This is a genomic window from Paenibacillus intestini (assembly GCF_030803945.1).
GTDB lineage: Bacteria > Bacillota > Bacilli > Paenibacillales > Paenibacillaceae > Paenibacillus > Paenibacillus polysaccharolyticus.
Genome location: NZ_JAURUN010000003.1, coordinates 139207 through 155031 on the forward strand (window position 1 = coordinate 139207; position 15825 = coordinate 155031).

A 15825-nucleotide genomic window follows, 5' to 3' on the forward strand; every position below is an offset into this window, starting at 1 on the left:
ACCTGTTATGTCTGCTATAAAAATAGTATATTCCAATTCATCGCCAGGAGGGCACATGGTGCAATCGATTATTGAAACGAATAAGCTGAACTTATTTTACGGTACCTTTCAGGCGCTGAAAGAAGTATCTATTGAAATTCCAGAGCGCGCCATTACGGCATTTATCGGTCCATCCGGCTGTGGCAAATCTACCTTGCTACGCACCCTGAATCGTATGAATGACCGGATACCTGGCACACGAATTGAGGGAACGGTGGCTGTTGGTGGAACGGATATTTACAGTGGTGACGTGCATGTGGAGACACTGCGCAAGAAGATCGGTATGGTCTTCCAGTCACCGAATCCTTTTCCGAAATCGATCTATGACAATATTGCGTTCGGACCGAGACAGCACGGGATTCATGGCAAAAAAAAGCTCGATGAGATCGTCGAACGCAGTCTGCGTTCCGCCGCTCTCTGGGACGAAGTCAAAGACAACCTGAAGCGCTCAGCGCTTAGTTTGTCAGGAGGACAACAGCAGCGCCTATGCATTGCGCGTGCTTTAGCGGTCGAACCGGATATTCTGCTTATGGATGAAGCGACAGCCTCTCTTGATCCGGTCTCCACCTTCAAGATTGAGGAATTGACACATGAGCTGAAGGAACGTTACACCATCGTGATGGTCACCCACAACATGCAGCAAGCCGCGCGTGTCTCCCAGCAGACCGTGTTTTTCCTGAACGGCGAAGTTGTAGAGTATTCGCCTACGAAGAGCATGTTCTCCGAACCCGTCGACGCGCGTACACAGGATTATATCAGCGGCCGATTTGGTTGAGATGGTGCAACTTATGCAGTAGACGAGAGCCTTTCAGAAATGGTCTGAAAGGCTCTTTTGTCGTTTACATTTTCCAGGGGAGACGAGGGTACTTGTAACGAAAAACGGTATTATTCTCATATTTAACATAAATCCATGGAGGCGGGACGGGGGTGCCAAACGCTTTGTATAAAGTTGTTCCGTCATCACTTGTTGAATATGGTTCTATGCTGTCCAGAAAGTCTTCCGCGTGCAAGTTTCCTTGATAAGACAAGGTCTGCCCCTGCGTGCTGATATGAGGTGCACCTGAGATGAATCTGTAGGTTGTATTGATCAAGCCCACCTTCTGGGAAGATAACATCATGAATTCGCTCAGGAGTAGTATGCTGATGAAAAGCATGAAAATTCCACTCGCAATCCAGCGTTTTATCTTCATTTGCAGACCTCCAGTATGATTATGATAGAATAAATAAACAAGGATGACGAAACAGTAGGGGACTGAATGAAACATGAACAAAACAGAGCGACAGCTCGCTATTACGTTGGAACTACAACGAACAAAACTGATAAGGGCAGAGGATCTGGCCGCTCAGTTTGAGACCAGTGTTCGTACAATATATCGCGATATCCAAGCATTAAGCGAGGCTGGCGTGCCCATTGCAGGTGCTCCGGGTCATGGGTATTCTCTGATGGAGGGATACTTCCTGCCCCCGGTTAGTTTTACTGCGGAGGAAGCCGTGTCACTGCTCATGGGAGCGAAGTTTATCGAACAGAGATGGGATATCGCCTATGTTATTCAGGCCAAGTCTGCACAGCGTAAGATTGAAGCGATTTTACCAGAAGCTGTTCGCAAACAGTCCACACGTGTACAGGAAACGATGCGTGTGCTTCATCCGATGGGACCTGATACAACGGGCATGGTGAGAACTTACCTTAACGATATACGTAACGCGATTCTGGAGCAACGTAAAATCAGCTTGATGTATCTGAAAAAAATGCCGGGCTCGGACGGGAAACGCTCGAATCAGCGTGTCGTGTCCCCATATGGGCTTACCTTGGTGCGGGAAAATTGGGTGTTGATCGGTAGGTGTGATCTGCGGCAGGATGTTCGTCATTTTCGTTTGTCCCGCATGTCGGAGCTTTCTGTTCTGGAAGAAAAATTTCGTATGCCGCCAGATTTTGATCTGAATCGGTATCAGCCGCCGGATGATCGTAACGAACATGTGCTTGTTCGAGCAAAATCAGAAGTTGCTGACAAAATGATGGAGACCCTTCATTTTTATATCGATCATGTGGAGGAACACGAGGACGGCATTCATTTCCACTTTCGTGTCCGCTATCCTGAGGAAATTCTGCATCATTTACTTGGTTTAGGTGGAGATATCCAAGTGATGGAGCCGGAGTCCCTGCGTGTACGTATGCGGGAGATGGCGACAAATATCTTGAAGCACTACTGACATACCCTTGTCAGTAGTGCTTTTTTATACTGGAATTATTCAAGATGAAGAGGAGTTGTTTGCAGGATGAAAAGCACAAATGAAATATTAAATTCTTTCGAGACTACAGTAGAGAGGTATGTAGCAGAATTAAATCTTTTGAATATGGATGAGTTACTACAAAAAGAGAATGAAGAAGAATGGTCGATCGGGCAAATGTACATGCATTTGATTCAATCGGCGCTGTTCATGCAGCTGCGTAACATTGACCATTGTTTGGCTAATAATGAGCACACCGTACATTCAGATGAGGTGAAAACAGAACTGGGCAGTCAGGTATTCGAGGCAGAACAATTCCCTCCTGTTCGGGTTAAAGTACCTGCTTCTTCGCAATATACACCATTGCAACCCGAAAGTAAGGAACAACTGGCCCAGGGGCTTCAGCAGGTTGTGGATCGGATGCGAAGTACAGCTTCTGTTCTTGCGCTAGAAGAATCGGCCACAGGCTCTAAAGTGCCTCACCCCCGTCTTGGAGCGTTAAACGCACAAGAGTGGTTCCACTTGATCGAAATGCACTACAAACATCATTTTTTACAGCTGGACCGCTTGAAAATGAATCTGGTAATGTAAATCGAATAGTCAATTATATAAGTCTAACCATCTATGTACACTTTAACGGAGAAGGCTTTATACATTTGCAATTTTTCTAAACAGTATGAAAAGAAGTGGCTCATAAATTGTTTTATGAGCTCTTTTTGTGCGCTATAGATCAAGCTGGATTGAATCCAAATCACAATAAAGAGCTCAATGGCAGGATGTGACATCTTAAGAAGGGGATAGTTAAGCGTTGTAGAATGAAGTAGTAATACTTCAAAGGAGTTGTCAGTTTATGCAGTATGATCGGGATATATTAACGGTTGATGATGTTTTTGACTATGAGTCTCATGAGGTAAGAAGTGTGTTACGGTCTGTTAGATATAGTATAAGGGTAGGAGACCCTTTTTTTATTATTACTCCTTACAATGATGAGATGTATGTTGTAGAAGAGATCGAGGAACATTATGACAGTTGGACTGTTATTTATAATGGAGGAAGAAGAGTAGCAGAGAAAGATGTATTTCCCCTATTCACCGTGGGTTCATTAATAAACATGTTATCTTATGATAATGAGTTTGATTTACGGACTGCTGGGGCTAAGTGGATTGTAATTATTGATCATTGCCATGAGTATGCTTCAGAGGAAAGTGAGCTTCTTGTTACATTTTTATGGTATGTGCTTGTTGATTTAAGTGTACGAGGACTAATTAGTCGTGATTAAGCAGACGAGAGGAAGATACCTGTGGTAGTCCCAAATACCAATCCCAAAGTAGATGAATATTTAAGCAAAATCAAAACGTGGAAAGAAGAATCCGTGAAGTTAAGGGAGATTATTCAGGAGTTCGACCTGACCGAAGATTACAAATGGATGCATCCATGCTACACGTTGAACGGGAAGAATGTGGTGCTGATTCATGGCTTTAAGGAGTACTGTGCGATCCTCTTTATTAAAGGAGCTCTGCTCAAGGACACCCATGGCCTCTTGGTTCAGCAAACAGAAAATGTGCAAGCGGGTCGTCAGATTCGTTTTACTAATTTGCAGCAGATTGTAGAGCAGGAAGACATGCTGAAATCGTATATTCAGGAGGCAATTGAAGTTGAGCAAGCCGGATTGCAAGTAGAGAAAAAGAAAACAGAGGAATATGCGGTTCCGGACGAACTCCAGCACCAATTTGATGCCAATCCTGCATTCCAGGAAGCATTTAAAGCGCTAACTCCTGGACGCCAGCGGGCCTATCTGTATCACTTTTCACAGCCAAAACAATCCAAAACCAAGACATCCCGCATTGAAAAATGTATGCAGCCTATAATGGAGGGAAAAGGGTTGAACGACTGATGCTTCAAAGCTAACACTGTCCAGGGATGACCCATAGATTTCATTTTGGGTCTATTCGCTTTTATATAGAATTTTTTACTTAATTTAGAATCAAAGGGGTATTTTTTCTTGTAAATATATGGTATGATGTGGGTACTTTAAGGCGTTAAAGTGTTGTCTCTTGAACGCGTTAACCTTATTTGGATTTGTTAGATGAATGTAAAAATGATAAGGAGAGAATAACTGTGGCTGATAGTACTAGTAGATTACCTGGTAACGAATCAGGTGATTTTTATGTTGATAGTACATGTATTGCTTGTGTGACTTGTGTTACGGTGGCTCCAGAATGTTTTAGTATGAAAAACAGTAACGAACATTCTATTGTTTATAAGCAGCCATCCAATGAAGAAGAGTATTCACTCTGCATCGAAGCTTTAGAACTATGCCCGGTTAGTGCTATTGGTGATGATGGATAGTCACCTAACAACCGAGGAGGGAGATTTATGGTGCTGTCTATCAATAAAAAAGTACTTGATTCTATTCTTACATTTCGTAACAAAACCTTATTTGTTGATTATACTCAAGCATTAGAAGTGACGTATGAGTCATTTGGTCAAAAAGTATGCAAGGTAATGGGTGTGTTGGAGGCGTATGAGATTGCTGAAGGTGAAGTAGTGGCCCTAATTGCAAACAATAGTGTAGACCACATTGTATGGACATACGGAGTTATGCTCTATGGGGCTGTAGTCATGCCTTTGAACCCTAAGCTTTCGCAAACAGAAATTTCTTATCTTACTGAGCATGCTAATCCGCGTTTGATTGTTAATGACGGAAGTGAACATAGATCTCTTGCTTCGATATATATAAAAGAATATGAGAATGAGGAATACAGCTCTTCCAACTATTTAAATCGAATTTTAAATTCAAACGGAGATGAACATGGTGGCCTCTTAATTTACACCTCGGGAACTACGGGGAAACCTAAGGGGGTTTTTCTAAATCTCTCTAATATTTACCATAACACAATGACAGCAATAGAATCTTTCAACTATAACAAGGAACATACAACCTTATGTTTGTTACCTCTGTTTCATACATTTGGTTTTATAAGTGATGTTTCAACTATGCTCTTTGCGGGTGGTTCGTCCGTTATTATGGATGTTTTCGACGCTTCCGCTGTCTCAAACATTACTAAAGCAATAAAAACCTATGACGTTAATTCCTTCAGTGCTGTACCTCTTATTTTTGAACTTCTCATCAAATTAAAATGTAATCTGAAACAAACGTCTATGAAGTTTTGTATTGCTGGTGCTGCTCCACTATCGAAGAGCACATCCGAAAGGTTTTTTGAGGCTTTTCAATTTGAAATTATTCCAGCTTATGGACTGACCGAAACGACATGTTTCTGTCTTATTACACCGATGCATGATATACGCTATGGATCGGCTGGAAAAGCAGCGAATATTGCGATAAAAGTAATCTCAGAACATGATCATGAATTACCGGCTAATGAAATCGGAGAAATAATCGTTCAAGGACCTAGTGTAATAACAGAGGGATACTTCAAAGATGATCGTGAGTGCTATTCAGTCAACTATCCAGGCTGGTTTAAAACAGGAGATCTTGGCTATTACGATGATGAAAATTACTTTTATATAACCGGAAGGAAAAAAAATATGGTGATTAAAGGAGGAGAAAAAATATACCTGGAAGATGTAGATAAATTTATATCTACAGTATCCGGAATAAAAGATAACGCTTCCATTAGAGTGGAGGATACCTTAATAGATAAGATAGCATGTTTTATTGTAAGAGAAAACGAGGATACATTGGATGAACATGATCTAAAAAAATATATAGTTGAACATTTGGGGAAATTGAAATGTCCAGATCTAATATTCTTTGTAGAAGAAATTCCTCGGACAGCTACAAACAAAGTAAGGATAGCACAACTACAAGATGAGATAAGGAGTAAAGCTATATTATGATATTAGATTGTCACAGTCATATTGCATCATTTAAGTATTTTCCTGTTGAGTTTTTTAGAGGATGGTCTGACACGATCAAAAGAACACTGCCGTATTCATTATCTGATTCACAATCTAGGAAGCTGGACTTGTTGTTTGATGGACTTATGGATGATTCAGAATGTGAAAGATTAAGCATGGAAATGGATGAAGCAGGGATAACAAAATCAATACTACTTGTTATTGATTTTGGTATTACTTATAAAAAGTATCAAGATGATATTGAAGAGATTCATAAATGTCATGTTGAAATCATGAGTAAAACTGACAAATTCATAGGGTTTTCAGGTGTAGATCCTCGGAGAGGGAAAGAGGGAATTGATTTATTCGAAAAAGCGGTAACGAAATGGGGATTCAAAGGATTGAAGTTATATCCACCATGTGGGTATTCTCCAAGTGATTCATTATTAGACCCATATTATGAGATTTGTTCTTCTATGGGTTTACCTGTGTTAGTTCATATAGGACCAACTTCAGCAGCACTCCCTTTTAGGTTCTCTCAGCCTATCGAATTAGACAGTGCTGCCCATCGTTTTCCAAAGGTGAACTTTATTATGGGACATGCGGGAGTGACACAGTATCAGGAGGCGGCTCTACTCGCTCAATATAGGCCTAATATTTATCTCGATATATCTGGATTCCAAGGTGAACTTAATCATGGTCAATTCAGCAAAATTATGAAGTGGAATATATCTAAAGGATTATCCAAGAGAGTATTGTTTGGTACAGACTGGCCTATTCATCGTTTTTTCGGCAGACAGAAAAAATGGGTTGAGGCGGTTAAAGATTTAGAGCGACAGCATATTTTATCCAAACAAGATTTAGAAAATATCATGTTTAACAATTTACACCAAATTTTATTTTCGGAGGCCCAGCATGGAGCAAAATAATCATTCCCAAGAAATTACTGTCATTAAGGAGCTCGTTTCTTCACTTGCAGAACCCTCACGGCCTGCAAATTCCATTACGAGAGATATGACAATCGAAAACGATTTAGGAATTGACTCGCTTCAATTTATACGTTTCATACTGGAAGCAGAAGAAAGATTAAACCGTAACATTTTCAATGTCGAAAATATCGCAGATATTGTAACGGTAGGCGACATCTTTGAATTAATTCAAAAATAAACACGAAGGGATAGATCTACATGCAAGAAGTAAAACTGATGCAAACTACTGAAGAAATTCAATCTACTTTTGACGTTATAAAATTACTTAGGCCTCATCTAATCGAAAGTGAGTACTATAAGCAAATCAAACGAATGCAGCAGGGAGGGTATCAGCTTGCAGCGGTTCTCTATCATTCAGAAGTGAAATCAGTCGCTGGTTTTCGGATCAATGAATCTTTGGCTTGGAAGAAATTTATGTATGTAGATGATCTTATTACAGTAACTGATGGGCGCTCTCATGGATTTGGAAAAACATTACTACACTGGCTTGAGAATTTTGCCAAGGAGAACGATTGCTCCCAAATTCATCTTGACTCTGGTGTTCAGCGTCATGAAGCCCATCGTTTTTACTTACGTGAACGTATGGATATCACATGTTACCACTTCTCGAAGTTGTTCAATGAAAGCTAACATGATGTTAAATGCATATACGGATTCGTTGTTACTCTTTCTAAATAGAATACAACAATTCAAGCATGATATAGAAAGCAAAGTTGAGCATTATTTCAACTATTTTAGTGTGAAATGGACAGGTGAATTTTTTGTTTCAGATTACCTGATACAACCGTTATCTGTGGGAGTTAAGAGACACTTTGGCATTACGTTAGAACTTGTCTCTGAAGAAGTGATTTTAAATGAAGTTGATTTGTATTTCAAAGAAATATTAGAACAAAATTCAATGGTATCAATGAAATGTAATGATCAAGAGTTAGAAGAGGTCATAGAGAAGCACTTTGCTATGATTTTAGAAAAAGAAACTCTCGACATGAAGAATGCAGAAGAGATTCTTCATACTTTTACGACCAGAAAATTAAAAACTTTAAATGGGACTGATGTTAATTACTATTTTGGAGGGAATGGAAACGAAGTGATTCTAATCATGAATGCTTTCGGACAAAGTATTCATTATTGGTGTTTCCTATTATACGAACTTATTAAAGATTACAAAGTAATCATTTGGGAACCGAGAGGCACTTACTGGAAAGAAGGCGGATGTTCTCAATATACTTCGTTTGAAAATCATATTGATGATATTGACATGATTCTGTCTGCTGAGGAAATTGAGCAATGTTATTTTTTAGGATGGTGTACTGCTCCAAAGGTTGCTCTACAATATTATGCCAAGCATGAGCACAGAGTTAAAGCTCTTATGTTTATCTCAGGGTCCTTCAAAGGAGTATCTCAATTAGAGGATTTTGATACAAATTATGAGAAGAATCTCCAAGAAATAAGCAAATTACTAGACAAGCAGCCCGGAAGTGAAGCTATCTTTCAAAGATCCATATTATCCTCCCTGAACAAAAAAACAATGATTGAAAGAAAAATAGATGCTGGTGATTGTGATGATATACACGATAGCCAATTTACTGAGGTTTTCACTTCAGCAAGAACAGAGATAAAGCCGCTTATTGGTGGCCCTTTTCAGAAGAAAGAAGAAATTATTCCATACTTTAGACAACTCTCTGAATTCTGGTCGAAGGATGTTCGAGAACTCATTCAAGGAGCAAAGATCCCTATGTTGTTTATTAGTGGAGACTTTGACCAAATGGCTTCATCAAAATCATCTGAACTTTTGGCTAGCATCTCATCACAAGCCGTATTTATTAAAGTGAAAAGAGGAAACCATTTTATTTTAATAGAGCAGAGCGAACTCATTTATAGAATAATACACAATTTCATCTTAGACCGTTTGCATGAGGTAAAGAGTAATTTTGTAAATATTCAGGATTATAGGGAGGGGATATGCTAAGTGTCTATTACAAATGTTCAACCAAAGGTGCCAGTGGTTAAAAAATTTACTGAGCTAATAATGGAGATAAAACAAGATTCTCAAAACGTAACAAATCTAAGAAAAGTTATAGATGGGATTATAACCTTTAACAAAAGATTTCCTCATGATTTAGGTTGGTTAAGTCTGAGCATTTTTCAACAATCCATTTATCAGGAAGCTGAACACATTGTAATTGAACCTAAAGACAGCATTACGGAACTAACCGAAGATTACTATGCTGTCGGAATGAAACCATATGGACGTATTATTTTAGGGAAATATGTAGAGAAAGAAGAGACTGACGATATATTTGGAGTGTTTAAATTGACTACTGCTGAAGAGCATATAATTAATGAAGTGTATCAGTCTTCTTGCATTGAGGAAACTAGACTTCGTGAAGAAATGAATAATTACTGGGAATTGCTATCACAAGCTGAGCAACATATGTTGTTTTCTAATGTCAAGAAAATGATTACACATATTGACCCGATCACAATCTATGTTGATCAACAAACATTTTCTTTATTCGGAAAATATAACAATTTACTGGGAGATCGTAACTCAGGAAGTGAGCATCTGTTTTCTTCCGATGGATCGGTGGATGAAACAAAGCTTGGTGAGAATGAAAAAGTTTTTCTGTATGCGATGAATCTTCTCCATGAAGCTGGATTTCGAAGTGAAGAATTTAATGGTTTGCAATTGAACCTTACCAATCTAGGTCGTTATTTTGATGAGCGCTTAGGATACTATCAATCGTTTGGTATAGATAAGTTACAGGGTGAAGGAGTCGAATTAGACGGTCTTTTTAATAAGGCATTAAGGCTAAAACAATTGAAGCAATCCATGCAAAATAATTTTCAAACCTATCGTGAAATCAACGGTTTAAATTTTAATAAAAGGGAATTTCTCTACAGTAAAGCAGAGCTAAATAATGATGAACTTAAAACATTTCAATTGATAAAAACTTTATTAATAAGTCGTACGGATAACAAAGAATATTTTAATCAATTCAACAATTCCTACGATTTATTCTATGCATGGTTACAAGATATCAAAATTGAGAGTACAGAACTATTCGATTACGAGGAGTTACTGAATGAAATAGTTGCTTTGGCAACAGAATATGTGAATGCAGACATAGGCATGTCCAGAGGTATTCGTGATATTAGTAAAATTAAAGATATTACAGAGGAGAGGATTTCCGCCGTTGAGGTGAGTGAATGGCCAGTGACAGAGTTTTATTGCTGTGTAGTACCTTCCAAGAAGATGAAAGACATGTTCAAAGGGCATCCTAAAAATCTACTTTTTACGATTGTTAATGCGATAGCGCAAAGAATGGATTACAACAGTTGGCATTATATGCCCGGACATTTTCCTCACGATAGTATACCTCTCAAACGAGATTATTACCTGCCTCCAAGAATGCCTGATACAGCGGAGTGGTCTAACTTGCATCATGCCGGCCACGTATTAGCAAACGTATTATATTCAATTCGTTCACCTAAGGAAATAGTTTGTAAAGACAGGGTTTTCTATGGTCTGTGTGATCTTCGATTCATGAGACAATCAGGAGAACCTTTTAGAGAAGAGACGCTAGCCGCTGCGATTGGTTTCACAGGTCACATCAGAGCTTTAAATCAGGCGTTATTAGATTACCTCATTAACAAAAAGACCTCAATACGTATACAGGCTTTCAACAAGCAATGGTACCAAGAACGCTATAAGGAGCAAATTAATTAAATGCGTACCTATTTAGAAGTAATTAAAATAACAATCAAAAATGCGGTTGTTCATAAATTTCATACTTCTATCTCAATATTAACTAGCATCTTCACACTATTAGTTCAAATTTTACTATGGAAGATGCTTCTCTCTACAAGTAATAATAACGTAGTGACGTTTGAGGAGATGATTACTTATCAAACAGTAGGAGTGCTGTTAGGTATTATATACAACAGTAATGTTGCTCATGAGGTAGGCAGTAAGGTTAGAGATGGATCGATATCCTTAGCGTTAATCAAGCCTTATTCTTTTAGTGCTTATATGTTTGCGAATACTATTGGCAGCACTCTGATTGAAATGATCATTAGAGGTATCTCATTAATATGCTTTGTAGCTTACTTTTACAATCCTGTGGTTCACCTTACGACGATGAATGTTTTGTTATTAGCTATCGTGATTCCAATGAATTTTCTTATGTTTTGGCTCTTTCATTATATTATCGGGCTACTCTATTTTATATTCATTAGTGCAAACTGGTTTGTAAGAATATTGAAAGATACCATTCTCGTATTTAGTGGTGCTATCATCCCGTTGTGGTATTTTCCAGAAATGTTAAAGACTATTTCAGAAATATTACCTTTTCAACTACTTTATCAATTTCCGCAAAGCTTATTAATTAACAAGATCAGTGAGTACGAGATTATACGAAACATTACATTAGAATGTACCTGGATTATAGTTTTAACCTTAGTAGCATGGTACTTATGGTCTTTAGGCGTTAAGAAGCTGGTCATCCAGGGAGGTTGAGTGCAATTCATTTAATGCAGCTTTATTTCATGTTTATGAAGTCGACCATAAAAGCGGAGTATCAGTACAAAACCAATTTCTTTTTTGGATTATTTGCGAATCTCTATACTTATTTTCTAACGTATATGTCCATTTGGATTCTTACACACAAATTCAGTGTGATCGATGGTTGGAATTACAATGAACTTGTTTTTCTTACAGCCTTGAATTTGTTTACGTATGCTATTGCGATAACTGTTTTATATCATTATGTATCTGGACTGGAAAATTATCTTTTAGAGGGGCGGTTTGATCGCATTTTAGTTAGACCTATTAATCCTATCATTAGCTTGATTTTTGATGGTTTTGCATGGATGGGAATAGGTCAGTTGTTAGTATCTAGCGTTTTTCTAATCAATTCGATGTTGGCTTTAGATATCCACTGGACAGCTTATAAAATTATCGTTTTTGTGTTCTGTTTAATAGGCGGCGTTTTGATCCAAGGAGCGGCCCTTATGATATTTGGAACATTAAGTTTCTGGGTTAAAAAATCTTATTCTTTATCTGTCATCTTGTTCTACAATCTAAAAACATTCATAAACTATCCCTTAACTATTTTTGGTCCATTTATACGAAATGTATTAACCTTTGTACTACCCTGGGCTCTCATTAATTATTATCCAGCTGTATTTGTATTGGGGAAACAAGATGAGTTAAGTATGGGTTATTTATTGACGCCAATAGTTGGAACTTTAATGATGATCGGTGCAATTCTTCTCACTCAAATCGGTGTGAAAAAGTACAATAGCACCGGAAGTTAAATTATATGAGGAGGATACTTGATGAAGATAGAGGTAAACCATTTGTCTAAACATTATCAAGTTCAGCGAAAACAGAAAGAACCCATATGGAAAATACTTTCAAGGAAGAGCTATGAAACAAAAAGAGTGGTTGATAATATTTCTTTCAATGTAGGAGAAGGAGAAATCGTGGGTTACTTGGGACCAAATGGTGCAGGAAAGTCGACTACGATTAAAATGCTTACAGGAATACTGGTGCCATCCGCAGGAGAAATCCTAGTCAATGGCATTGTACCTCATAAGAATAGAAAAGAGCATTCCAAACAGATTGGGGTAGTATTTGGACAACGTTCGCAGTTATGGTGGGAACTTCCTGTTATTGATTCTTTTAACTTGCTCAGGCATATGTATAAAGTGCCCGAAAAGCGCTTTAAACAAAAACTTGATTTGTTTCATGACGTTCTTGATGTCGGTTCCTTTTTGAACACGCCAGTTAGAAATTTAAGTTTGGGGCAGAAAATGAGAGCGGATTTTGCTGCCTCTCTACTCCATGATCCTCAAATTTTGTTTCTTGATGAACCTACCATAGGCCTCGATGTTATCGCTAAAGAACGGATCAGAGAGTTTATTCAGACCATTAACAAAGAGAACAAGGTCACTGTTATCCTAACTACACATGATGTAGGTGATATAGAAGCATTGTGCCATAGGACGATAATCATTGATAAAGGTAAGATTATCTATAATGGCGACCTAGGTAACATGAAAAGTCAATTTGGTAAATATCGAACACTTATTGTTGATATTAAAACAGAAAAACCGGTATATGTTGAGAACGCATCCATCTCTAAAATAGAAGGCAGTAAGGTTTGGATTCAATTTAACAGGAATGTAACAAATCCGACTCAAATCATTTCAAGTTTAATTAAAACCTATGAGGTTGAGGATTTTACGGTCGAGGAGCCTCAAATCGAAAATATTATCAAACAGATTTATGATGGGAAACACAGTTCACAATCTAATAATGAAGGGATTGATATAGGCTATGGAATCAATTAGCAATAGAATAATCGAAAAAATTTCGACAATAACCAATCATAATTCAGTCATGCCTGACCATGAATTGGAGAACGATATTGGAATGGACTCTCTCGGCTTTATTAGACTTCTTGTAGAGATTGAACACGAATACAATATTAGAATCGAAGAGACTTACTTAGATATCGGTATGTTTCCAACGGTCAAAAGTATATGTGAATTTGTAGAAAATCTACATGTGTCAGCGCAAGATAATGTATGAAGAAACCTATCTATATAACTGAAATTTTGACAGAACAGGTGACAAAGGGATTGAGTAAACCGATCACCGTCGTTGGGAATGACGGTGAAGTTTATTTTCTTAAAAAGCCTTGGATCATTGATCCTAAAACTAAGAAACAGACTTATTTGGATTGTATGTTCTTGCAAGAGGCTCTCGTTTCTGAAATTGCTGCTTACTTAAAGTTGAATATACCGGCATATGCAATAGTAGAGATAGATAGAGAGGCTATTGGGAAATTTTCAGTCTTAAGATTAAATGGGTTTTCAGAAGGGTTATATTTTGCTTCTACACGAATTAATAATGTCGAGACAAACTATATGGATTCATTGGATCTATCCTTGGATGAACATAAGATGTTATTAAAGCAAAGCTGGTTTGATTTTTATTCTCGAATTTCAAACAAAGACGATTTCGGGAAAATGATTGTTATGGATTTATTCGTCTGTAACTTTGATCGGTTTGGAAATGTGGGGAATCTTATTGTTTCGGTAAAAGAAGACAATAGGGAATTTTTCATTATTGATCACGGATTTACTTTCTGGGGTCACGTATGGGTAGATTCTAAAAAAAATATGATGAATCAGATCAGTAATAAAGAGCTATATCTAGATATGTACTTTAGAAAACTCATTGGTGCATCGGGATACCGGTTACCTATGAGTGGACTAGGCACTTTGTTTAGAGCTATTGATCAACATATTTATTTTGACGATGAAGGCGCACTTCCTATAATGCAAACGATTAGTTTAATAGAGCAGATTGATCAAAGAATGATAAATGAATGGATCAATAACATCCCTCTTGATTGGTTCGTTTCATATGATGATCAGGCGGAAAGGTATGTAGAGTTCTTATTATATAAGAAAAACTTGATTCGTGAATTGTTAAACACGATGGTTGCCAATGGAGCTTTTCGTAATTATAAAGGAGGGAATCTTCCTTGGAATCAACCCATGTAGGTCCCGAAACTCCTCTTTTTCCAGTCTACGCAAAATATAATGCCAAACTCTTAAAATGGGGAGAAAGATTATTACCTGCACAATATGATGGAATACCATTAGAGTATCAAGCTGTACGTAGTAAGGCTGGAATATGTGATATTTCCCATATGGGTAATATCCATATAACAGGAAAAGACGCCTATGTTTTTCTACAGTACGTTTTGACAAATGATGTGTCGGTATTAAAAGCCAATCAAGTTCAATTTACCTTAATGTGTAACGAACAAGGAGGTATAATCGATGACTTGCTTCTTTATATGATAGACGAGGAGCATTATATGTTGGTGGTAAACGCGATGAATATCAACAAAGATTTTCAATGGCTCATTAATAATGCACAGCATTATCCAAATGTTGAGATCGAAAATAGAACCTTTAATACAGCAATTGTAACCATTCAGGGGCCAGAAGCACAAACGATTTTACAGACTCTGATGGATGATGATCTTGGAGCTATTCCATTCTTACACTTTATGACTGATGTTAAGATCGGAAATGCATTAGGATTAATATCTCGGACAGGTTTTACCGGCGAGGATGGTTTCGAGATTTATATTCCTAAAGACGAAGCTGTTGATCTATGGGAATCTATCATGCTTGCAGGAAAAGACATTGGTGTGCTTCCGTTCGGTATGCTAGCCTTTGATCATCTGCGAATAGAATCGGGACTACCTCTGTACGGCAAGGAAATAGACATTAGTTTAAATCCTTACGAGGTGAGACTAGGCTTCGCTGTTAAGCTAAACAAGAGTGATTTTATTGGTAAAGAGATGTTGGAGTACTTATATTCTCAAGGAGTGAAAAAAAAGCTAGTAGGAATACAAATCTTAGATGAAAAAACTCCTCGCTACAACAATCCAATATTCGTCGGTGATGTAGAAGTAGGCAGGGTAACTTCAGGAATGTATTCTGAAATTCTTCAGAAGTATATTGCGCTTGCTATTATTTCAGTTGATTATACTGCTTTAGGTACAAACGTATGGATTGTTAATCGGCAGGTACATTTAGAGGGTGTCATTATAAAGTATCCATTCTATACTTCGGATTATAAATTTAAGATGAGGAATGAAATTTGAAAGGGGATTAT

Annotated in this window: 19 protein-coding genes; 18 read left to right on the top strand and 1 reads right to left on the bottom strand. The window is 37.8% G+C overall.

Features of this window, described 5'->3' with window-relative positions:
• Positions 1-55 precede the first annotated feature (55 nt).
• Entirely contained in the window at positions 56-814 is a 759-nt protein-coding gene (gene pstB / locus J2T16_RS09905; RefSeq protein WP_154887683.1) for a phosphate ABC transporter ATP-binding protein PstB, read from the top strand.
• Between the two features lie 64 nt (positions 815-878).
• On the opposite strand, the gene J2T16_RS09910 is transcribed toward pstB, so the two are convergent.
• Complete coding sequence (locus J2T16_RS09910) at positions 879-1229, bottom strand: hypothetical protein (protein ID WP_499018258.1); 351 nt, start codon at positions 1227-1229, stop codon at positions 879-881.
• A gap of 73 nt (positions 1230-1302) precedes the next feature.
• On the opposite strand from J2T16_RS09910, the gene J2T16_RS09915 reads away from it, so the two are divergent.
• The 17 genes from J2T16_RS09915 to gcvT all read left to right on the top strand — a co-directional run bounded on the left by J2T16_RS09915 (position 1303) and on the right by gcvT (position 15814).
• Positions 1303-2250, top strand: a complete 948-nt coding sequence (locus J2T16_RS09915) for a helix-turn-helix transcriptional regulator (protein WP_499018259.1) — start codon at positions 1303-1305, stop codon at positions 2248-2250.
• A gap of 66 nt (positions 2251-2316) precedes the next feature.
• A complete protein-coding gene (locus J2T16_RS09920) occupies positions 2317-2859 on the top strand; it encodes a DinB family protein (protein ID WP_499018260.1) in 543 nt (180 codons plus the stop codon).
• A gap of 259 nt (positions 2860-3118) precedes the next feature.
• Positions 3119-3547: a hypothetical protein gene (locus J2T16_RS09925; protein ID WP_154887691.1), complete on the top strand. Its 429-nt coding sequence runs from the start codon at positions 3119-3121 to the stop codon at positions 3545-3547.
• A gap of 21 nt (positions 3548-3568) precedes the next feature.
• Positions 3569-4162, top strand: a complete 594-nt coding sequence (locus tag J2T16_RS09930) for a YdeI/OmpD-associated family protein (protein WP_221790350.1) — start codon at positions 3569-3571, stop codon at positions 4160-4162.
• Positions 4163-4386: 224 nt separating this feature from the next.
• A complete protein-coding gene (locus tag J2T16_RS09935; protein ID WP_221790348.1) occupies positions 4387-4617 on the top strand; it encodes a ferredoxin in 231 nt (76 codons plus the stop codon).
• A gap of 27 nt (positions 4618-4644) precedes the next feature.
• Positions 4645-6129 (top strand): class I adenylate-forming enzyme family protein, encoded by a 1485-nt coding sequence (locus tag J2T16_RS09940; protein WP_499018261.1) that lies wholly within the window; start codon positions 4645-4647, stop codon positions 6127-6129.
• Positions 6126-7058 carry an amidohydrolase family protein gene (locus J2T16_RS09945; protein ID WP_336120768.1) on the top strand — a complete coding sequence of 311 codons (933 nt, stop codon included), beginning with the start codon at positions 6126-6128 and terminating at the stop codon, positions 7056-7058. Before J2T16_RS09940 ends, J2T16_RS09945 begins: the two co-directional genes overlap by 4 nt.
• Entirely contained in the window at positions 7045-7296 is a 252-nt protein-coding gene (locus J2T16_RS09950) for an acyl carrier protein (protein ID WP_221790342.1), read from the top strand. Before J2T16_RS09945 ends, J2T16_RS09950 begins: the two co-directional genes overlap by 14 nt.
• Positions 7297-7316: 20 nt before the next feature.
• Positions 7317-7748: a GNAT family N-acetyltransferase gene (locus tag J2T16_RS09955; protein ID WP_221790341.1), complete on the top strand. Its 432-nt coding sequence runs from the start codon at positions 7317-7319 to the stop codon at positions 7746-7748.
• Positions 7749-7857: 109 nt separating this feature from the next.
• Positions 7858-9087 (top strand): alpha/beta fold hydrolase, encoded by a 1230-nt coding sequence (locus J2T16_RS09960; RefSeq protein ID WP_499018262.1) that lies wholly within the window; start codon positions 7858-7860, stop codon positions 9085-9087.
• The gene (locus J2T16_RS09965; protein WP_499018263.1) at positions 9088-10848 is read left to right on the top strand and encodes a hypothetical protein; all 1761 of its coding nucleotides are present in this window, start codon (positions 9088-9090) and stop codon (positions 10846-10848) included.
• Positions 10849-11637 carry an ABC transporter permease gene (locus tag J2T16_RS09970; RefSeq protein WP_221790338.1) on the top strand — a complete coding sequence of 263 codons (789 nt, stop codon included), beginning with the start codon at positions 10849-10851 and terminating at the stop codon, positions 11635-11637.
• The gene (locus J2T16_RS09975) at positions 11634-12437 is read left to right on the top strand and encodes an ABC transporter permease (RefSeq protein ID WP_434349138.1); all 804 of its coding nucleotides are present in this window, start codon (positions 11634-11636) and stop codon (positions 12435-12437) included. The genes J2T16_RS09970 and J2T16_RS09975 overlap by 4 nt, the downstream gene beginning before the upstream one ends.
• Positions 12438-12458: 21 nt before the next feature.
• A complete protein-coding gene (locus tag J2T16_RS09980) occupies positions 12459-13475 on the top strand; it encodes an ABC transporter ATP-binding protein (protein ID WP_260511071.1) in 1017 nt (338 codons plus the stop codon).
• Entirely contained in the window at positions 13462-13716 is a 255-nt protein-coding gene (locus tag J2T16_RS09985) for an acyl carrier protein (protein ID WP_221790335.1), read from the top strand. Before J2T16_RS09980 ends, J2T16_RS09985 begins: the two co-directional genes overlap by 14 nt.
• Positions 13713-14696 carry a HipA family kinase gene (locus J2T16_RS09990; RefSeq protein WP_499018264.1) on the top strand — a complete coding sequence of 328 codons (984 nt, stop codon included), beginning with the start codon at positions 13713-13715 and terminating at the stop codon, positions 14694-14696. Before J2T16_RS09985 ends, J2T16_RS09990 begins: the two co-directional genes overlap by 4 nt.
• Entirely contained in the window at positions 14678-15814 is a 1137-nt protein-coding gene (gcvT, locus tag J2T16_RS09995) for a glycine cleavage system aminomethyltransferase GcvT (protein WP_499018265.1), read from the top strand. The genes J2T16_RS09990 and gcvT overlap by 19 nt, the downstream gene beginning before the upstream one ends.
• Positions 15815-15825: the final 11 nt, after the last annotated feature.